This window comes from Pseudomonas sp. F220 (genome assembly GCF_057813935.1).
In genome coordinates this window covers 229,908-248,880 of sequence record NZ_JBVASJ010000005.1, presented here as the reverse complement: position 1 = coordinate 248,880, position 18,973 = coordinate 229,908, and the positions used below count along the sequence as shown (strand labels likewise).

Annotated in this window: 15 protein-coding genes and 1 pseudogene; 5 read left to right on the top strand and 11 right to left on the bottom strand. The window is 58.7% G+C overall.

Annotated features, from left to right (window positions below; all coding sequences use genetic code 11):
* On the top strand, positions 1–3,187 hold a 3,187-nt coding region (locus tag ACZYSM_RS07805), incomplete at its 5' end, for an RHS repeat domain-containing protein (protein ID WP_489070447.1).
* Between the two features lie 12 nt (positions 3,188–3,199).
* Here the strand turns inward: ACZYSM_RS07805 and ACZYSM_RS07800 are convergent.
* From ACZYSM_RS07800 to ACZYSM_RS07790, 3 genes are all read right to left on the bottom strand, one after another.
* On the bottom strand, positions 3,200–3,955 hold the full coding sequence (locus ACZYSM_RS07800) for a fimbrial biogenesis chaperone (protein ID WP_489070445.1): 756 nt from the start codon (positions 3,953–3,955) through the stop codon (positions 3,200–3,202).
* 92 nt (positions 3,956–4,047) lie between these two features.
* Entirely contained in the window at positions 4,048–4,581 is a 534-nt protein-coding gene (locus tag ACZYSM_RS07795; RefSeq protein WP_489070443.1) for a fimbrial protein, read from the bottom strand.
* A gap of 368 nt (positions 4,582–4,949) precedes the next feature.
* Positions 4,950–5,258, bottom strand: a complete 309-nt coding sequence (locus ACZYSM_RS07790) for a helix-turn-helix transcriptional regulator (RefSeq protein WP_489070441.1) — start codon at positions 5,256–5,258, stop codon at positions 4,950–4,952.
* A 464-nt stretch (positions 5,259–5,722) separates the two neighbouring features.
* Between ACZYSM_RS07790 and ACZYSM_RS07785 the strand changes: the two are divergent.
* From ACZYSM_RS07785 to ACZYSM_RS07775, 3 genes and pseudogenes are all read left to right on the top strand, one after another.
* Positions 5,723–6,490: pseudogene (locus ACZYSM_RS07785) on the top strand (MCP four helix bundle domain-containing protein); the annotation flags it as partial.
* Positions 6,485–7,348: a methyl-accepting chemotaxis protein gene (locus ACZYSM_RS07780; RefSeq protein WP_489070457.1), complete on the top strand. Its 864-nt coding sequence runs from the start codon at positions 6,485–6,487 to the stop codon at positions 7,346–7,348. The pseudogene ACZYSM_RS07785 and the gene ACZYSM_RS07780, both read left to right, overlap by 6 nt.
* A 40-nt stretch (positions 7,349–7,388) precedes the next feature.
* The gene (locus ACZYSM_RS07775; protein WP_489070439.1) at positions 7,389–8,576 is read left to right on the top strand and encodes a pyridoxal phosphate-dependent aminotransferase; all 1,188 of its coding nucleotides are present in this window, start codon (positions 7,389–7,391) and stop codon (positions 8,574–8,576) included.
* A gap of 162 nt (positions 8,577–8,738) precedes the next feature.
* On the opposite strand, the gene ACZYSM_RS07770 is transcribed toward ACZYSM_RS07775, so the two are convergent.
* The 7 genes from ACZYSM_RS07770 to ACZYSM_RS07740 form a co-directional block, all read right to left on the bottom strand.
* The gene (locus ACZYSM_RS07770) at positions 8,739–9,731 is read right to left on the bottom strand and encodes a 2-hydroxyacid dehydrogenase (RefSeq protein ID WP_489070438.1); all 993 of its coding nucleotides are present in this window, start codon (positions 9,729–9,731) and stop codon (positions 8,739–8,741) included.
* A gap of 21 nt (positions 9,732–9,752) precedes the next feature.
* Positions 9,753–11,051, bottom strand: a complete 1,299-nt coding sequence (locus tag ACZYSM_RS07765) for an MFS transporter (RefSeq protein WP_489070436.1) — start codon at positions 11,049–11,051, stop codon at positions 9,753–9,755.
* Positions 11,052–11,150: 99 nt separating this feature from the next.
* Positions 11,151–12,149 carry a sugar kinase gene (locus tag ACZYSM_RS07760; protein ID WP_489070434.1) on the bottom strand — a complete coding sequence of 333 codons (999 nt, stop codon included), beginning with the start codon at positions 12,147–12,149 and terminating at the stop codon, positions 11,151–11,153.
* Positions 12,142–12,924, bottom strand: a complete 783-nt coding sequence (locus ACZYSM_RS07755; protein WP_489070432.1) for a sugar phosphate isomerase/epimerase family protein — start codon at positions 12,922–12,924, stop codon at positions 12,142–12,144. The genes ACZYSM_RS07760 and ACZYSM_RS07755 overlap by 8 nt, the downstream gene beginning before the upstream one ends.
* A gap of 192 nt (positions 12,925–13,116) precedes the next feature.
* Positions 13,117–14,139, bottom strand: coding sequence for a LacI family DNA-binding transcriptional regulator (locus ACZYSM_RS07750; RefSeq protein WP_489070430.1), 1,023 nt, complete (start codon positions 14,137–14,139; stop codon positions 13,117–13,119).
* A gap of 318 nt (positions 14,140–14,457) precedes the next feature.
* Complete coding sequence (locus ACZYSM_RS07745) at positions 14,458–15,411, bottom strand: alpha/beta hydrolase (protein WP_489070428.1); 954 nt, start codon at positions 15,409–15,411, stop codon at positions 14,458–14,460.
* Between the two features lie 18 nt (positions 15,412–15,429).
* Positions 15,430–16,377: a choline ABC transporter substrate-binding protein gene (locus ACZYSM_RS07740; RefSeq protein ID WP_489070426.1), complete on the bottom strand. Its 948-nt coding sequence runs from the start codon at positions 16,375–16,377 to the stop codon at positions 15,430–15,432.
* A gap of 238 nt (positions 16,378–16,615) precedes the next feature.
* On the opposite strand from ACZYSM_RS07740, the gene ACZYSM_RS07735 reads away from it, so the two are divergent.
* Complete coding sequence (locus ACZYSM_RS07735) at positions 16,616–18,289, top strand: fibronectin type III domain-containing protein (RefSeq protein ID WP_489070424.1); 1,674 nt, start codon at positions 16,616–16,618, stop codon at positions 18,287–18,289.
* Positions 18,290–18,303: 14 nt separating this feature from the next.
* Here the strand turns inward: ACZYSM_RS07735 and ACZYSM_RS07730 are convergent, their stop codons facing one another.
* The gene (locus tag ACZYSM_RS07730; RefSeq protein WP_489070422.1) at positions 18,304–18,945 is read right to left on the bottom strand and encodes a DUF1345 domain-containing protein; all 642 of its coding nucleotides are present in this window, start codon (positions 18,943–18,945) and stop codon (positions 18,304–18,306) included.
* Positions 18,946–18,973 lie beyond the last annotated feature (28 nt).

Below are 18,973 nucleotides of genomic sequence, written 5' to 3'. Positions count from 1 at the left end.
CTTCAACGGCGGCCAGCGTCTGCAATCGATCAGCGACGCCCTCGGCCGGCTGCTGCAGATCAACCGCTCCACCGACAACGCCCGGGTCGAATTTCTCCTGCACCCGGATGCCGGCCCGGGCGGCACGCCGCTGGCGCGTTTTGAACTCAAGCTGACCGCCGGGCGTGTGGACGAGATCGTCCTGCCCACCGAGGAGAACGCCCGCTGGCGCTTCGACTACCAGGAGGTGCGCGGCCTGACCTGCATCAAGGAGGTCAAGACCCCGGTGGGCGGGCGCGAAACCATCGAGTACCTCGACACCGGCCATGCCTACCCAGGTAACAGCGGGCGGGAGAACCTGCCGCGGGTGACCCGGCATCGACTCTTTCCCGGTTTCGAGCAGCCGCCGATGGAGGTGACGTACGAGTACACGCTGCACAACTTCATCGGTAACGGCGCCAACATCAGTTGGGACAACGACGGTCTGGACCAGCTGTACAAGGCTACCAGCGACTACGCCTACGGCTCCACCGCCAGCCATAAAGTCGACGGCAAGGTGATGCGCACGGTGCAGCGCACCTTCAATCACTTCCACCTGCTCACCGAGGAGACCACCATCCAGGGCGATTGCGTGCAGCGGGTGACAACCACCTACCACACCACCGCCGGCTCCTTCGAGCAGCAGCCGGCGTACTTTCAGTTGCCCAAAACCGTGGAGAAACGCTGGGAGCTCAAGAGCGACGTAACCAAGGCGCGCAGCGAAACCCTGAGCACCACCTACGACAATTTCGGCAACCTGCTGGAAGAACTTCAGCACACCGGCGTGCGCACTGTGCACGAGTACTACCCGGCCACCGGTGGCGATGGCTGCCCCGCCGACCCGCAGGGTTTTGTGCGCAACCTGCGCAGTAAAACGGTGCACCCGGCCGAGGGCCATGAAGGCCAGGCGCCGGTGCTGCGCACGCTGTACCGTTATGTGGAGCTGCCGCCGCTGACTGACAGCCTGGACAAGGGGTGGCTGCTGGTGGGCAGCGAAGTATTGTATGAAGTTCAGGGTAGTGTGGAAACAGAGCTGCATGAGATGCGCTTCGATTATTTCGACAAGCCCGCTGACGCCTTTGCCCACGGTCGAGCCCGGCAACAATCCGAACTGCGTAATGGCAATACCACGACCACGGAATTTGACTACAGCAAGGTCATGGGGGTACTGGGTGACGAGTCGGTGTTGGAGACTCGGGAAACCCTGACAGGCTTCGATCATGGTGAACTGGATCAAAAGGGCAATCCTCGGCACGTGCAAAAAGTAGTCACCTTGCAGCACTCCTTGCTTCACGGTCAGGCGCTGCTCAGTCGAGACGACAACGATGTAGAAATCCGCACCACCTACGATGCGCTGCAGCGGGTAACCAGTGAGACTGTGGCGCCGACAACCGAGTTCGAAGCCACACGCCATTACGCTTACACCCTGACCTCGGTGGACGGCCAACAGGCGATTCAGCAGCTCACCGATGTCAAGGGTGTGCAGACCCGCAGCCTGTTTGATGGGCTCAACCGGGTGATTCGTGAAGATCGCCAGGATGTCGATGGCGACCCTGCGCGCAGGGCATGGCGACAAATCTATGCGGCCCGGCATGATGCAATGGAGAATCTGGTCGAAGAAACCGAATTCGACTGGCTGGAAGCGCGATCGCTGCGGCTGGTCAGCGTCTACGAGTTCGATGACTGGGGGCAGCAGTGCTGTGTGACGGGCCCGGACGGGGTCAAGGTATATGAGGTGACCGACCCGATTGGTGACAAGGTTGTCCCGATTGTGAGCGCCTGGCATCAAGGTTCCGGCGACAGCCCATCGCGCACTGGGGTGAAGAAGACCTGGCTGGGTAAATTCGAAAAACCGGTACGTGTCCAGCGTTTCGATCTGTCAGAGCAATCGATCAGTGTGCACCGCTATGACTATGACGGGCTGGGCCGTACGGTACGAGAGACCGACGCGCGCAATGCCGTCACCGAGTATCGCTACGATGCCTACAACCGGATGACAGTGACCGTTCTGCCCGATGCGGCGCAAGTGGTTCGCGCCTATGCCGAACACAGCAGCGTGGATCTGCCGATGAAGATCAGTGTCAATGGTGTTGTGTTGGGCGAACAACACTTCGATGGGCTCGATCGCATGATCTTGTCAAATACCGGTGGCCGTATTCGTCACTCGATGTACGAGCCTGGCCAGACCCAGCCGGCCTCGGTAACGACCGCATCGGGCCAGGAAATTCTTTACGAATACCAGCTGCAACTGGGTGAGGAACCGAAGCGGCGACAATTGATGGGCAGCGACGCCAGCTATACCTACGATAGCCAGAATGCTCGCCTGCTCACTTGCCAGGACGGCGGCCAGTTGCTGACCCGGGAGTATTTCAGCAATGGAGAGTTGAAAAGCGAAACACGTCACGAGAATGGTCAGCAATACCAGATGGGGTACGTCTACAGTTTGCGTGGCCGACTGTTGCGCTACACCGATGTGCTAGGTCAGACACAGAGCAATTGCTATGACTACAAGTCTGACGATGATGGTGACTATGAGGGCGCGGGCCGCCTGACGTCGACCCGACTCGGCACTACCCTGTCGCAATTCACTTATGATGATCTGGGGCAGACCCGTGTGATCGATACTCAGGACAATGCACTGCGGCTGCGCATTGAACTGAAGTATGACGCTTTCGGCCGCGAGATCCTGCGCACGTTCGACAGCGCCGGCCAGCAACAGGAATTGCTGCAAGAGTACAATTCGGTTGATGCTTTGGAGCATCGGTGCTTGAGCGAAGGCAGCACGATCCTGCGTGACGAAGCCTATGAATATGATCTGCGGGGGCGTTTGACGAAGTACCTCTGCGCAGGTACCCAGCCACCGGTCGACCCCTATGGCAAGGCGATCGAACAGCAAGTGTTCAGCTTCGACGCACTGGATAACCTGACCCGTGTCCGCACCATTTTCCCGGGTGGCCGCAACGACGCCCGGTACGTCTTCGAGGGCGAGGACGCGGTGCAACTGAGCAAGGTGACCAACTCGCATCCTGACTATCCGCAGGAGATCGCTCTTCAATACGACGTCGATGGCAACATGACGCGCGATGAGTGGGGGCGCACGCTGGATTATGACGCACTGGGCCGAGTGGTCACGGTCAGCGCTGCACCTGGCGAGCTTCCCTCAGATTGACTGGACGCGTTATCAGGGAGCTACTCGCACCGGCACGCTGATTGGTTTGGTAATGCCACCATAGTCGTTGATGGTGGTGAAGGTGACCTCAAGATCGTTGGCAGGCTTGAGGATCGTGAGGGGAAAGACTTGCCGTGATAGCGGGGCGGCCATTGTTGCACGCTGGAGTTTCTCGCTCTGGCCGCCACCGTTCAGTTCCAGTTGGCTGAACGAAACATGAAAAGGCCCGGGATTATTCACCATAAGATGAAGTTTTCCGTCTATATGTTCCAGGGACCACTGCAAATCCTTCAGACGTTCGGTTGGTTTGTCTTTCAGCTCGACGGGTCGATAGAACAACTTTATACGGGTGCGCAAGGCGATGCTGAGCACGCTCTTGCCGCTGGAATCGGCTTGTGGGATTTCCTGGATGTTGAAATAGAACAACGACTCGCGATCTTTGGGCAATTGGTTGGGTAAACCATTGATCTGGACCAGCTGTTCCTTTCCGGGGTTGATTCTGAACAAGGCCGGTGCGGCGATGAAGGGCACTGCGGTGGTGGTATCGTCGGCTTCGGTATTGACCCAGCTTTGCACGGCGAAGGTTTGCTCGCTGGGGTTGCCCACGATCAGCGATGTGCTGCGTTTATCACTGTCGTACACCACGCGGGTGCCGTTGAGGGTCAGGGCAGCTTGTGCGCCGGGCAAATACACGGCTAACCCCAGCAGGGCCAGGCTGGCACTTAGGTAAGGTTGGCGAAAGAGGCTTTTGAACGTAAAGGAGGACATGGGCGGATACGTAGCTCAGCAGGGAGGCGTGACCAGGAGAAAAGTACGTTGGCGTTGTGCATGACGGCGGGCGTCATGCACAGCGGTCGCTATCAGTTGATGGCGACGGTAAAGGCGATATCCGCTTCAGCTGCGCCGGGTTGCACGTTGGCTAGCGTGGATTTATAGGCGGCAGTGAAGTACATGGTGGTAGGAGCGGTTTCACTCAGCAGGTATTCGTCCGATGGGACTCCGTTGTCGATCGGTTTGCCGGTACCGTCACGGATGATGACGGCGACCCCGTCAGCACCGCCTGGCTTGAGGCCGTAGAGTGCGGCGCCCGGCGCGCCATACAGAGCAGAGAAAGTGACGTTGGCTTTTGCACCAGCACCGATCGCACAGTTCGTACCCGGCGTCACGCGCATGCCGAAGGCACGCGAGCGCGATTCGTTACCGACATTGGTAAACTGAGACGCGGCCACGTCGCCCAGCTGAATCAGGCTGCCGATAGTCCCGGTGATGGGGTCGATGATTTCGATCGGGCAGGTACCGCCGCGGATCTGGCCGTAAAAGTTGATGGTGCCATCGGTGGCGAATGCCGAGGTACTGGCCAGTCCGAGTGCGAGGGTCAGTGCTGCGAATTTCATTGGTAAATATCCTGAATGTGAATCAGCGTGATGGAACGTTTTGTTCGAAAGGTAACTGTGGCGGTCTTCTATCTCTGTGGGCCTCTTGTGGGGGGCTACAGGCGCGAAGGGCGCTGCTTACAGTTACGGTTGAGGAGGGTAGGGCTCTGAATCAGAAAGGTATGTAGGGTTTTTCTATGGGGGCGTTGGGATTTATCAACACTGTGCGGCAGATATCGGCGGGTGTCTTTCTTATGCTTGAAACACGGCGGGCGGCATACTGGCCGGCGCTGATCGTACTGACGTGATCGGAAAAAACAGAGGGAGTAAGGCTCCCCCTGATTGTGTCAGCTCCGGGATTGGTCTGCGTAACCACGCCCTGTCAGGGTTTACTTGGTATACGGCATCTCAATCAAACCCTGCTCCAGCGCCTTGACCACTGCGGTCCAGCGCGAACTCACGCCGAATTTGCGGCGGATGTTGCAGAAGTGGTAATTCACGCCGGCTTCGCTGCAGCTGAAGATCTGGCCAATTTCCCAAGAAGACTTGCCTCTGGCGCTCCATTGCAGGACTTCTTTTTCTCTTTTGGTGAGGGTTATGCCTCCCAGTTGCTCGGTTTCCAGCGCGTGAAGAGGGGGTTGGGTAATGGAGGAACGGGCGGCGATCGGGTTCGAACGGTGCATGAAAAACTCTCCCATTTATCAATCTTTGATGTGGGCGCAGCGGATCCTTCCTACTTCAAACGGGCGTGGTTCGCGCGACCGGCTTACAGGCACCGGTTTCGGTGCTGTGGGCTCGGGCTAGTTATAAACGGATTCAACGACCTTGGAACCTGTAAGAACTAACAGGTGCGGCTCTTTAATTCAGAGGTCAGAGGCGTTTCTGTCATCCGCTGGCGTTGATTCAAGTAGGCATATTCACCGCGTAGGCGCGACGAAGCGCCTGCTATGGCGTCAGGGTTCCTTCGCCTGCACCGCTCGTCGCTTTTTGAGGAATATTTCAGGGCGGGCCGCATAAAATTTCAAGCCCTGCCGATATCAGTGACAGGTCCACACAAGACACCCTAAGAGTGGCGCCCAACTGTCCGGTGAAGCACTGTCCCGTGCCTGGCAGTCTCTAGCGCAAGGATGCGCGCAGTCCTATATCACCCGAGAGCCATCCCATGTCCCTACGAAATATGAATATCGCGCCTCGAGCCTTCCTCGGTTTTGCCTTCATTGCGTTGCTTGTTGTCGTTTTGGGCGTGTTCGCGGTGAGTCGCATGACGATCATCCGCCAGGCTTCGGTTGACATGGAAAGCAACCAACTGCCCAGCGTGAGTTTCCTGGGCAACATCACCGAGAACGTGCTCCGTCTGCGGATTTTGTCGTTCCGGGTGCTGGTCAACCGTGAAGCGGCCGGTTTGCAGGAGGCTCAAACCCGCATCAGCGTGCTGGTGGACAAGCTCAAGCAAGCGCAAACCAGCTACGCGGCGTTGCCTGCCGGTGGCGAAGAGGCGGCACTCTACAAGGCGTTTGTAGCCACCCTGGACAGTTATCTGCAAGCGCAGAGCCAGATGATGGAGCTGTCGCGCCAGAACAAGATCGAGGACATGCGCACCTTGATCAATACCCGAATCAAGGACGGCACCGACTTGATGGGCGAGCAACTGAACAAGCTGATTGCGATCAACACAGCAGACGCTACGAGAGCTGATACCGAGGCCGGTGACCACTATGAGAATGCCAAGCTAGGGATCATCGGCGTTTCGGTGGCCGCGGCCCTGATTACCGTGTTGTTGGCCTGGTTGCTCACCCGCAGCATTGTCACGCCGTTGAGCAAGGCGCTGGAAGCCGCCGAAACCATCGCTGGCGGCAACCTGACCAAGCCGATCATCATCGACGGCAACGACGAGCCAGCGCGTCTGCTCAGCGCCTTGTCCACCATGCAAACCAATCTGCGTAAAACCATTGAGCAGATTGCCGGCTCTGCAACGCAACTCGGCTCGGCCGCTGAAGAACTCAGCGCTGTCACCGCCGAAGCATCTCGTGGCCTGCAGCAGCAAAATAATGAAATCGAGCAAGCGGCGACCGCCGTCAACGAAATGACCGCCGCAGTGGAAGAAGTGGCGCGCAATGCGGTCTCCACCTCCGAGGCTTCCAACCAGTCGACCCTCGCGGCCCGCGAAGGTCGCGACCGTGTGGTGGAAACCGTCGGCGCGATCCAGACCATGACCCGGGATGTACAAAACACCTCGGCCATGATCGAAGGCCTGGCCGTGCAGGGCCGTGACATCGGCAAGGTGCTGGACGTGATCCGGGCGATTGCCGAGCAGACCAACTTGCTGGCGCTCAACGCTGCTATTGAAGCCGCTCGTGCCGGTGAAGCCGGTCGTGGTTTCGCGGTGGTGGCTGATGAAGTTCGCGCGCTGGCCCATCGCACGGCGCAATCGACCCAGGAAATCGAAAAAATGGTCGCTGGCATCCAGAACGGCACCGGCCAGGCGGTCGAGTCCATGCAGCAAAGCAATCAACGCACTCAAAGTACCCTGGAGATGGCCCGCGCTGCCGGCGTTGCCCTGGAGCAGATCACCCAGTCGATCCACCTGATCAACGAACGCAATCTGGTCATCGCCAGCGCCTCGGAAGAACAGGCACAAGTTTCGCGGGAAGTGGACCGCAACCTGGTAAACATCCGTGACCTGGCCAGCCAGTCATCCGCCGGTGCCAACCAGACCAGCGCCGCCAGCCATGAGCTGTCGCGACTGGCGGTGGATTTGAATGCAATGGTGGCGCGGTTTGTGATTTAAGTTAGGGTTTAGGCTGGAGCTCGCGCAACAGGAGAGAGACATGCGCTATTCAGCCTTGACCCAACGTATTGCCGGCGACGGAGCAGCGGCCTGGCAGATTCACTACCGAGCACTGGAGTTGCTGGAGCAGGGCGCCGATGTGTTGCTGTTGTCAGTCGGCGACCCGGACTTTGACACCCCTAAACCGATTGTCCAGGCCGCCATCGACAGCCTGTTGGCCGGCGATACCCATTACTCGGAGGTGCGTGGCAACCGCTCGCTGCGCAACAGCATCGCCCGGCGCCATGTCCGGCGCAGTGGTCAGGTGATTGAGGCCGATCACGTGGTGGTATTGCCGGGTGCGCAATGTGCGGTGTACTCGGTCGCGCAATGCCTGCTGGATCTGGGCGACGAGGTGATCGTCGCCGAACCGATGTACGTGACCTACGAAGGTGTATTCGGCGCCTGCGGGGCCAAGGTGGTTCCGGTGGCGGTGCGTCCGGAGAATGGCTTTCGCGTTGATCCGGTCGACGTTGCAGCGCTGATCACGTCCAGGACCCGGGCGATGTTGCTCAACAGTCCGAACAACCCATCGGGAGCAAGCCTGTCGCTGCCAATCTGGCAGGCACTGGGGCGGCTGTGCATTGAGCATGATTTGTGGCTGATCAGCGACGAGGTCTACAGCGACCTGTTGTACGAAGGCGAGCACATCAGCCCGGCGAGCCTGCCGGGCATGGCCGAGCGCACGGCGACCCTTAACAGTCTGTCCAAATCCCACGCCATGAGCGGCTGGCGGGTCGGCTGGGTGATCGGCCCAAAGCCTCTGACGGAACACCTGATCCATCTGTCGCTGTGCATGCTGTTTGGCTTGCCGGATTTTGTTCAGAAGGCGGCTGAAGTCGCCCTTGATGCCGATTTGCCAGAGGTTGCGCAGATGCGTGACGAGTATCGCCGGCGTCGGGATCTGGTCTGTGCACGCCTGGCCGATTGCCCGGGTATCACTGCCGTGACGCCTGACGGCGGTATGTTTGTGATGGTCGATGTTCGTGAAACAGGGCTTGGCGCTCAGGCGTTTGCCGAGCGCTTGCTGGAAGGATATGGCGTATCGGTGCTCGCCGGCGAGGCGTTCGGCCCCAGCGCGGCGGGGCATATCCGGATTGGCTTGGTGGTGGATCAGCAGCGCCTGGCCGAGGCGTGTCGGCGGATCGTGCGCTGTGCGGCGGATTTGCTGGAACAGCGGCCGGTCTGAGTATTGGCGGCGATGGGGCCGGCCTCATCGCGAGCAATCGAGCGTCGACCGGCTGCTCCTACATTATTGGATCTGCGTCAGACACACATTCGGTGCACACCCAAGATCAACTGTAGGAGCGAGCTTGCTCGCGATAGCGGTGTAACAGGCACCTGATGTCTATCAGACCGCCTTCAATCGCTTCTCCCACACCGATCCATTCACCAGATTCGCCGGCCGTTCACCGGCCAGTGCCGCCAGCAGATTGTCCACCGCACAACGGGCCATGGCCTCGCGGGTTTCATGGGTGGCGGAGCCAATGTGCGGCGTCGCCACCACGTTGTTCAGCTGTAATAGCGGAGAGTCGTGTCCCAGTGGTTCGCGCTCGAACACATCCAGCCCCGCCGCGCGGATCTGCCGCTGTTGCAGCGCCTCGATCAGCGCCGCTTCATTGACCACCTTGCCCCGGGAAATGTTGATGAAGATGCTTTCTGCACGCATCAGCGCAAACTGCTCAGCGTCGATCAGACCTTCAGTCTCGGCCGTCAACGGCAAGGTCAGGCAAATGAAATCAGCTTGCTGTAGCAGATCCGGAAGGCTGCGGTATTGCGCATTGAAGCGTTTCTCCACCGCCGGTTTCGGTGAGTGGCTGTGATAGATGACCGGCATGCCGAAGCCGAAATGCCCACGCTGAGCCAGCGCTTCGCCAATCCGCCCCATGCCGATGATTCCGAGGGTTTTGCCATGCACGTCGCTGCCAAAATGCATCGGTCCGATGTTGTGAGTCCATTGCCCGGCGCGGACCAGATTGGCCAGCTCAACCACCCGCCGGGCCGTGGCCAGGATCAAGGCGAACCCTGTGTCGGCGGTAGTTTCGGTCAACACGTCAGGGGTATTGCTGAGCAGGATGTTGCGCCGTGTCAGGTAATCGATGTCGTAGTTGTCGACGCCCACAGAGACGCTGGCGATGGCTTCCAGTCGTGGCGCCAGATCGAGCAATTCGGCATCGAGCCGCAGACTGGCGCCGAGTAAACCCTGAGCGCTGGGCAAGGCATCGCGCAGACGCATCAGGCCGTCACTGTCCAGGTTTTCGATCAGCGTCACCTGCACCTGTTCATGCAAGCGAGCCATCAGTTCTGGCGAGAGTTTTTTGTAGAGGACGACGTGCTTTTTCATCGTGTTCACCTTCAGTTCAATTCAGGAATGCACAGCCAGAGGACGTCTCGGCGTGACCTTGGGCAGCGCTCGATCACTGGCCCCCGGCTTGAGGAAAATCGTCAGCACCACCGACAGCAGCAACGCGCCGCTCATCAACAGGTAGGACGCGCCGGGCGAACCGGTGGAGCTGTTCAGGTAACCGACCAGATAGGAACCGCCGAAAGAACCGAGGGCGCCCATGCTGTTGATCAAGGCCATGGCGCCACCGGCAACGTTGGCCGGGAGGATTTCCGGGACGATGGCGAAAAACGGTCCGTAAGGCGCGTACATGCAGGCCCCGGCGATCACCAGCAACGTGTATGACCACCAGAAATGTTCGGCGCCCAGGGCGTAGGAACCGTAAAACGCAATAGAGGCGATCAGCAGCGGAGGCCAGACAAAGCGTTTACGTTTTTGAATTTTGTCCGAACCCCAGGAAACCACCAGCATCGCAATCACTGCCGCCAGATACGGTAGCGCCGACAGCCAACCGGCCTCGACCATGTCCATCTGCGCACCCTGTTTGAGAATCGACGGCAGCCACAGCACGAAACCGTAGACACCAATACTCCAGCAGAAGAACTGCAACGCGAGGATGATCACCTTCGGCGAGCGGAAGGCCTCGGCGTAGTTTTTCACGGCTTTGATCCCGACCTGTTCGGCGGCCAATGCGCTTTGCAGGTCCTGCTTTTCAGTCTCGCTCAACCATTTGGCTTCGGCCGGACGATCATCGGCCAAACGCCACCAGATAAATGCCCAGATCACCGCCGGCAGGCCTTCGATGATGAACATCCAGCGCCAGCTGAAGTGCTGCACCAGATAGCCGGACACCACAGACATCCAGAGCATGGTCACCGGGTTGCCGAGGATCAGAAAGGTGTTGGCTCGCGAGCGTTCGGCGCGGGTAAACCAGTGGCAAAGGTAGACCAGCATGGCCGGCATCACTGCCGCTTCGACCACCCCGAGCATGAAGCGGATGACGATCAGCATGTAAGCGTTGGAGACGATCCCGGTCAGGGTCGCCAGGGCGCCCCAGAGAATCAGGCTGACGAAAATCAACTTCTTCACGCTGTGCTTTTGCGCGTAGATCGCTCCCGGTATCTGGAAGAAAAAGTAACCGAGGAAAAACAGCGCGCCGAGCAACGACGAGAGCCCCGGCGTAATCATCAGGTCGGCGGCCATCCCGGAGGCGGCGGCGAAACCGTAATTGGCCCGGTCCAGATACGCCAGGCTATAGGTGATGAACACGATGGGCATGATGTACCACCAGCGGCGGGTGGCGAGTTTGGGCGTTTGCATAATGGTGCTCCTGAGCTTGTTGTTTTTGTCGCAGCAGGTAACGGGTCAACTTCAATTCTTGTAGTGGCCGGGAGGGCCTCATCGCGAGCAAGCTCGCTCCTACCTTGGATCTGCGTCAGACACACATTCCATGTAGGAGCGAGCTTGCTCGCGATTGGCGGCATTGGGTGCGACGGATAATTCAGCCCGCAACGGCAATCCCTCCATATCCCCACGGCTCTGCACCGCGCGGCTGCCAATCCAGTTGGCGCGTTGCACCGCGTCGCTAACGCTGTAGTTCTCCAGCAGCGCACTGATCAAGCCCACTGCAAAACCATCACCGGCACCGACGGTGTCGACGACGTTTTCAACCGGCACGGCCTCGACAAAACCCTGATCCTGATGGGTACGGTAGTAAGCACCGTGGGCGCCGAGCTTGATCGCCACCGCTTCGGCGCCGTGGTCCAGGTAGAACGCGGCGATGTCGGCCGGGTCTTCGAAACCGGTGAGCAAGCGGCCTTCACTCAACCCCGGCAACACCCAGTGGGCGAGGGCGGCGAGTTTGTTTATTTCAGTGATCATCTGTTGTTCACTGGCCCACAAGGCCGGACGCAGATTGGGATCGAACGAAACACTGCGGCCGGCCGCACGCATTTGCGTCATCAACTCACGGGACAGTTCCCGTGCCGTCGCCGACAGCGCCGGTGGAATACCGGTCGCGTGCAGGTGACGTGCTTGCAGCAGTTGTGGGCGGATCGCTTCGATCGACAGATGACTGGCGGCCGAACCCCGGCGGAAGTACTCCACCTGCGGATCACGGCCATCGTCTTCGCGGGATTTGAATTGAAAACCGGTCGGGTGCAGCGAATCGACTTCGACATGGGCGCAATCGAGGCCTTCGGCTTGCAGGGTATCGACCACAAAACGTCCCAGCGAATCGGCGCCGACCCGACTCAGCCAGGCCACGTTGAAACCCAGCCGCGACAAGCCGATGGCGACGTTGCTGTCGGCCCCGGCGATGCGTTTGTGAAAGTGCCCGACCTGCGCCAGATCACCGGTTTGCTCGGCGACGAACATGGCCATGGTTTCGCCGAACGACAGAATATCGATCTCAGACATGGGCGCTCTCCAGCTGTGTCTGGCCCAGTCGGGCGAGGACGGCAACATGCTCGGTGGTCAATTGCAGCAAGTCATCGGCTTGCAACGGGTATTCCGCCGCCCGGGTTACGCCCTGGGTCATGTGCTGCAGCAGCTGTTCCCACAGCTTCAGGTCGCCGGGGCCAGGCGGTATCGCCACCAACTTGCTGTCGGCCCTGCGCACGACGGCCTTGCAGTGCACGTAACCCACATGGCGACCGAGCAAGCGCGCGGCGGTGGCAGCCGATTGGTCCTGCCATTGCCAATTACCGATATCGAAGGTCATCTGCACCGGCAGGTTGTGTTGCTCGACCTGGGCGAAGAAGCGTTGGAACGGCTCGATGCGTCCGCCCTGCGTGGTCTGGTCGTTTTCCACCAGCAGCTGGACCGGATGCTGCGCCAGGCACGAGGCCAGGCTCTGCAGATCATTGTTGTCGGTGAAATAACCCAAGGACACTTTCAGCCATTTTGCGCCGAAGGACTGTGCCCGTTTCAGGGTTGCGGCCAGTAGCGGGTTGGGTTGCGACCGGCCGGCGACCCAGAGTTCCAGCGGCGAGGAAAATACCGCCTCAAGCCCCTGTTGTTCGATGGCTCGGGTCAGTTCGCGCGGGTCTTCAGTGGTGAGCAATTCTTCACGCCATTCGATGCGTGTGGCCCCGGCCTTGGCCAGCACCTCGACGAATGCCAGTTGCCCGCGCTGGCGAATCAGGTCGGCACCGTAGCTGGAAAGGCTGATGGAAACGGGTGATTGATTCATGGTTATTGATCTCTGAAACCGGTTTCATTTTTTTGTACAAAAAAAGTGTTCAAAAAAATTTAAATGATGCTGATCTGATGCTTGTGTTGTCTGTGAGGGCCTCTTCGCGAGCAAGCTCGCTCCTACAAGGACAGCGCTGAACCTGTAGGAGCAGCCGGTCGACGCTCGATTGCTCGCGAAGAGGTCTGTCAGTCAGCGAGCCCCTTGCGTCGAGCCACGAACAATCAACTGCGCCGGATAATCCAGCGTCCGTACCGGCCCGTCATCCCCGCGCAATCGCTTGAGCAAACAATCGAACGCACTGGCACCGATATCTTCAGTTGGCTGGGCGAGGGCGGTGATTCCGCTGCCGACCAGCGGGTACCAGTCCAGATCATCCAGGGCGATCAAACCCACATCCTCGAACAGCCCGCAACCCAGCTCACGCAGCGCGCGGGTACTGGCCAGCGCGGCAATGCCGTTGGCGCAGAACAGGGCTTTCGGGCCGGGGCCGGGCGTGGCGAGAAAGGCTTGCAGGCGTGCGGTCAGCTCGGCACCGGTCTCGACAACCCTGCCGAGCAGGGCCGGGCGCTGTGCGATCTCGGCGGTGAAGCTGCTGACCCGTTCGATCCGCGAGCTGGTGCCGTCATAGGGTTCGCTGACCATCAGCATGTCGCGATAACCCTGTTGTTCAAGGTGCGTGAGGGCGGTGTGGACCGCTGCGGGGTTATCCAGGCCAACTAGATCGCTGTGCAACTGATCGACCTTGCGATCCACCAGCACCATGGGCATTTCATCGTGCAGTTCGCGTAATTGGTCTAGATGATGGCCGAGGGTGTTCACGATCAGGCCTTCGATGTTGTAGGAGCGCAACGCCGCCAAATGCTGACGTTCCTGCTCGTCATCGCGGTCGGTGTTGCACACCACAAGGCTGTAGCCGTGCTGGCGGCAGGCGGTTTCCACGCCATGCATCACGGCAATCGAATAAGGGTTACGGATATCGGCCACCAGCATGCCGATCAGGCGGGTGCGCCCGCGTTTCAGTCCTCGGGCCATCTGGTTCGGGCGATAACCCAGGTCGCTGATCGCCTGTTCGATGCGCAAGGCAATGGCATCGGAGAGCAAGGCGCGGTCTTCGCCGATAAAGCGCGACACGCTGGCCTTGGAGACCCCGGCGCGTTCGGCGACATCAAGCATGGTGACGCGGCTGCGTTGGGCGGCGGAAAAACTGTTCACGGTGCACGACCTTCTTATTGGAATTATTGGGAAGCAGCGGTTGTGATGATTCGCTGAAACCGGTTTCAGAAGACACCAAAACCCAATAGGTCGTCAAGAGGGAGCAAAGGAAAGGAATGAAAAAATTGTGGCGGCCTACAAACCTGTGGCGAGGGGGCTTGCCCTAATACCAGTCAGTTAAGCGAACGCTGCCCCCTGTAGGAGCGAGCTTGCTCGCGATGGACGTTAACGATAACGCGTGTTTTCTGAATAAACGCGTCGTCCTTGAGTTCATCGTCGGAACGCCGCCCGGACCAATCGAGCGTCGACCGGCTGCTCCTACAACAAAGCCCCCTCGCCACAATGAGTCCCAAGAAAACTGCGCAAATACTCGAAGATCGCCTCATAAAGCTCATCAACTTCAGCGGCAAGACCACGCGCCCGCAGGCATCCATGAACCAGCCCCTGACCTTGATACAGCAGGGCGGGCGTGTTGGCAGCGTTTAGGCGTTCGCTGAAACACACGCCGTCATCGCGCAGAGGATCGAACTGCGCCACCGCGATAAATGCCGGTGGCAGACGGCTGAAGTTGTTTGTCAGTAACGGCATGGCATAGGGCGAACGCTGCGTTAGACCCGGCAAATACAGCGCGTGATAGCAATCCAGATCGCTAGTGCTGAGCAACGGCGCATCGGCGCATTCACTGCGTGACGGCAAGTTCGCATCGCCGCCCAGCCCTGGATAGATCAACACCTGCGCGGCCGGTAACGGCTCATTGGCATCTCGTAACGCCAGGCACATCGCGGCAGCGAGATTGCCACCGGCGCTGTCTCCGACCACTACCCGCCGTTCCTGGTCCAGGTGAAACGGGCAATCGCCGCTTTCCAGCGCTCGCCACATCGCCAGACAATCGTTAAATGCAGCGGGGAACGGGTGCTCCGGGGCCAGCCGATAATCCACCGCTAGCACCAGTACTTGCAGATGCGCTGCCAGTTCGGCGGTGATGAAATCGTGGGAGTCCAGGTCACCGACGACCCAGCCGCCGCCGTGCAAATAGACAATGCACGGCCAACCATTGACTGGCATCGAACCGGTTGGGCAGTAAGCGCGTACCAGCACGTCATTCAAACGGAAGTCGGTCACCGCCAACCCCGCAGGCCGAGGCGGGGTGAACGCCCGGCACATGCGGTTATAAGCTTCGCGTAGTTCTTTAAAATTGCTGTCCAGGCTATTGAAACTCAATGTTTTTTCGACAAATTCAAAGAGTTCGGGAGAGAGCGGGTAATGGGTCATACGGCACTCAGCTTGGCGTCAAAGTTTCAACTTGGCCTGCACGGTCGCGACCCCATCCTTGCCATCCACGCTGGTCACGCCAGCCAACCAACGCTGCAGATCGTCCGGGTGCTCGCGCAACCATTGCTTGGCCACATCTTGAGGCGCCTTGCGGGCCATGATCGGCACCATCAACTGGCTTTCCTGTGCGGCGGTAAAGGTCAGGTTTTCCAGCAGGCGGTTGACGTTCGGGCAACGCTGGGCGTAGTCCGGTGCGGTCACGGTGGAGACCGTCGCGGCGCCTTCGTTGGGGCCATAGACGTCTTCGCTGCCGGTCAGGTAGGTCATCTTCATGTTGATGTTCATCGGGTGTGGGGTCCAGCCGACGAACACCACGAATTCCTTGCGATTCACTGCACGCTGGACGGCGGCCAGCATCCCGGCTTCACCGGACTCGATCAGTTTGAAGCCACCGAGGCCAAAGTGATTGGTTTCGATCATCGTCTTGATGGTGGTATTGGCGCCACTGCCGGGTTCGATGCCGTAGATCTTGCCGCCTAATTGGTCTTTGAATTTGGCGATATCGGCGAAGGTTTTAAGCCCCGCAGCCGCAACGTACTCAGGCACTGCCAAGGTGGCCTGGGCATCGGCCAGGCTGGGTTTGTCCATGACCTTGAGCTGATTGGCGGCGACAAAGGGTGCGATGTTCTGATCCATCGCCGGTTTCCAGTAACCGAGGAAGATGTCCAGCCGCTTGTCACGAATACCGGCGAAGACGATTTGCTGCACGGCGCTGGTCTGTTTGCTGTCATAGCCAAGACCGGTGAGCAGCACGTCGGCCATCCCACTGGTGGCGATCACGTCCGTCCAGTTGACCACACCCATGCGCACGGTTTTGCAGGAGGGCGCTTCGCTGGCCATGACGCTGGCGCTGAGCAGTGCGGTGCCGGAGAGAATCAACAGACAACGATTGAACAGTCTTTTCATGTGAGACGTCTCGCTCGGCAGGTCGTTTATTGTGAGGTTCGGCGTCTTCATGCGCCGTGCCATCACCTTACGCAGCCCATCAGACGCCCAAACGTCCTGCGGCGACCGGATTTTGCACTGGGGCGACACTGGGTAGTACGCATACTTCAAAAACAAATACCACTAGCAGTTCTGTGAGGTGTGGTCACGACTTTATGGGAGTAGAAACATCGACATTAACGGAGCACGGAGCAGGAACATGACCCAAATCTCGAATAACCTCTCGCAAGCCCCTGTCTCCACTCAGCAGATCTGCAGCCCCGGCAATCTGCGGGGAAGAAGAACCAGCTCGACTACGCTCACCCTGACCTGGGATGAGCCTTACGCAACGTGCCACTTGTGTCCTGATGCTGTGGGTTATGAAGTAACAGGCGCGGGTATTGATTCGATAAATTTAATGAGGCCGCCCTGCGAGATCAAAGGGCTTAGTCCGGATAGGGAGTACTTGATCTATGTGCGTGCGAAAGCTGCCGGCAACAATGTGTCAACAGCAAGTCCTATTCGTCTGTTCAAATTGCCTCCCCCCGGCAAACCAGGCATTCCTGAACTGAGCAACATCACCGACACGTCGGCCACAGTGACCTGGGCGGCATCAACAGGTATTGGCGGGAGCATTCGCTACAGAGTTTATCTTAATGACTCCCTTGTCGCGCAGACCGAGCAACTCCATTTAACGCTCACGCACCTGCGAAATTACACCGACTATCGTTTTGACGTTCGCGCTTACTATGAAGGTAGCTATTTCGACTCCATGTCTGAACCCGCTTCAGTAACGTTCAGGACCTTGTTGCGTGCGCCTATATTACGGTTTAGCCAGCGTAATGGTCTGGGCAGGCTGGCGTGGGCTCCGAATTATTGGAAATTCCCGAACCATGTTGGCTCCATTAATGGCCACATGTTCACCACCGACTCAGGCCGCTTGGGTTACAACTTTAGACTGACCGATCTATTGCCGGGTCCTGTCCTCCCGAAACACTTCAAATTTGAGGTCCGCGCTCAAGTTGGTGGCGTCTTCTCTGAAGTTAGCACACTGGAAGCGACGGTGTATGACGATATCCCCCCCAGTAAACCCGGCACCCCAATTGTCACTGATATAACAGGTGCTTCGGCGACGCTGACCTGGGAGCCATCGAGCGACAATAAAGGCGTGATTCACTATGAATGTCGGCTGAATGGAATTGAGAGAGATCGTAGTCCGGATACTAGATACACTTACACCGACTTAGAGCAGGGTACTTACTACCTGGTTACCGTGCGCGCACAGGATGAGGCTGGAAACCTCTCTATGCCCAGTGAAGTCAGGTTCAGAACCACAGGTCCGTCGCCCGAGCCTCGGCCCCTTGCGCCAACGGTAAGTATCACACCTCAAACATCTACTAGCGCCATGTTGAGGTGGTCATTCCTGGATGGTCGTGACGAGGATCTCTTTTTTAGAGGTGCTAGCATCATGATCAATGGCCAGTATCACAACCCTGTAATGATGCCAGCAAAATCTAAACGTTTGGATAGCCTGATCCCTGATATGGAGTACACAATCTCAGTATCTAATTTTTTCCTGGGTAAACAGTTCTCCGAACCGACCACCCTTGTCTATATCCCCCGGGACATCACGCCGCCCCGTGTGCCGGGAAACTTGCGCGAAGTCACCTCGATAGCTAATTCAACTACGCTGACCTGGGATGAATCAACGGACGACATCGGCATGTATGGCTATGTTATTTACAATAATCACGAGTATGTTGACGGTACACCGCTTACCGAATACACCGCCGTCGATTTGTTTCCCGGTTCACACTTGTTTGAGGTACGTGCTTTGGATCTTTCCGGAAATGCCTCCGAGCCGGCCTCAATAGTGGTTCATATCAAAAGCTGACTTTCGTCACTCCCTCACCCAAACAACCCCGCCGCGATATTGATCGAGAAACCCAATATCGCGGTGTTGAACAAAAAGCCGATCAACGACTGCGTCAGGACGATCTTGCGCAGCCCCCGCGTAGCGACCCCGACGTCCGAGGTTTGCACTGCGACGCCGATGGTGAAGGAGAAATACAGGAAGTCCCAATAGTTGGGGCTCACTTCGCCCTCGGCAAAGCGCAGGGCCGGTTCCTTGCCGCCCCAGGTGTAATAAAGCCGGGCGTAATGCACGCTGAAAATGACCCCGATCAGCAGCCAGGAGCCGATCACCGTCAACCCGGTGAAGCCGTAGCGCAAGAGTTTGTGGGTGGTGTCCAGGTCTTTGCTGCCGGCCAGTTCGAAGGTAATAGCCGCAAGACTGGCAATGGCCGCGATGCAAACGATGAGCAGCACCAGTCCGGCATTTTCGTCTTCGACCTCGGCAATCCGTTTCACGTCATTGGCGCGTGAGCGCGCGGTGAGCCAGAGCATCAACACCAGGTAAGTCCAGACCCCGGCGTTCCAGCCAAGGAGGATCTTGCTGAGAACAGAGTCGGCCGGAGCCAGAGCGCCGACCACTACACCCAGCAGGGCCGCGGCGGTCAAACGAGGATGGGTGCGGACCAGGTGCGGCATGGTTGCTCTCTGCGGGGGGGGGCTTTGA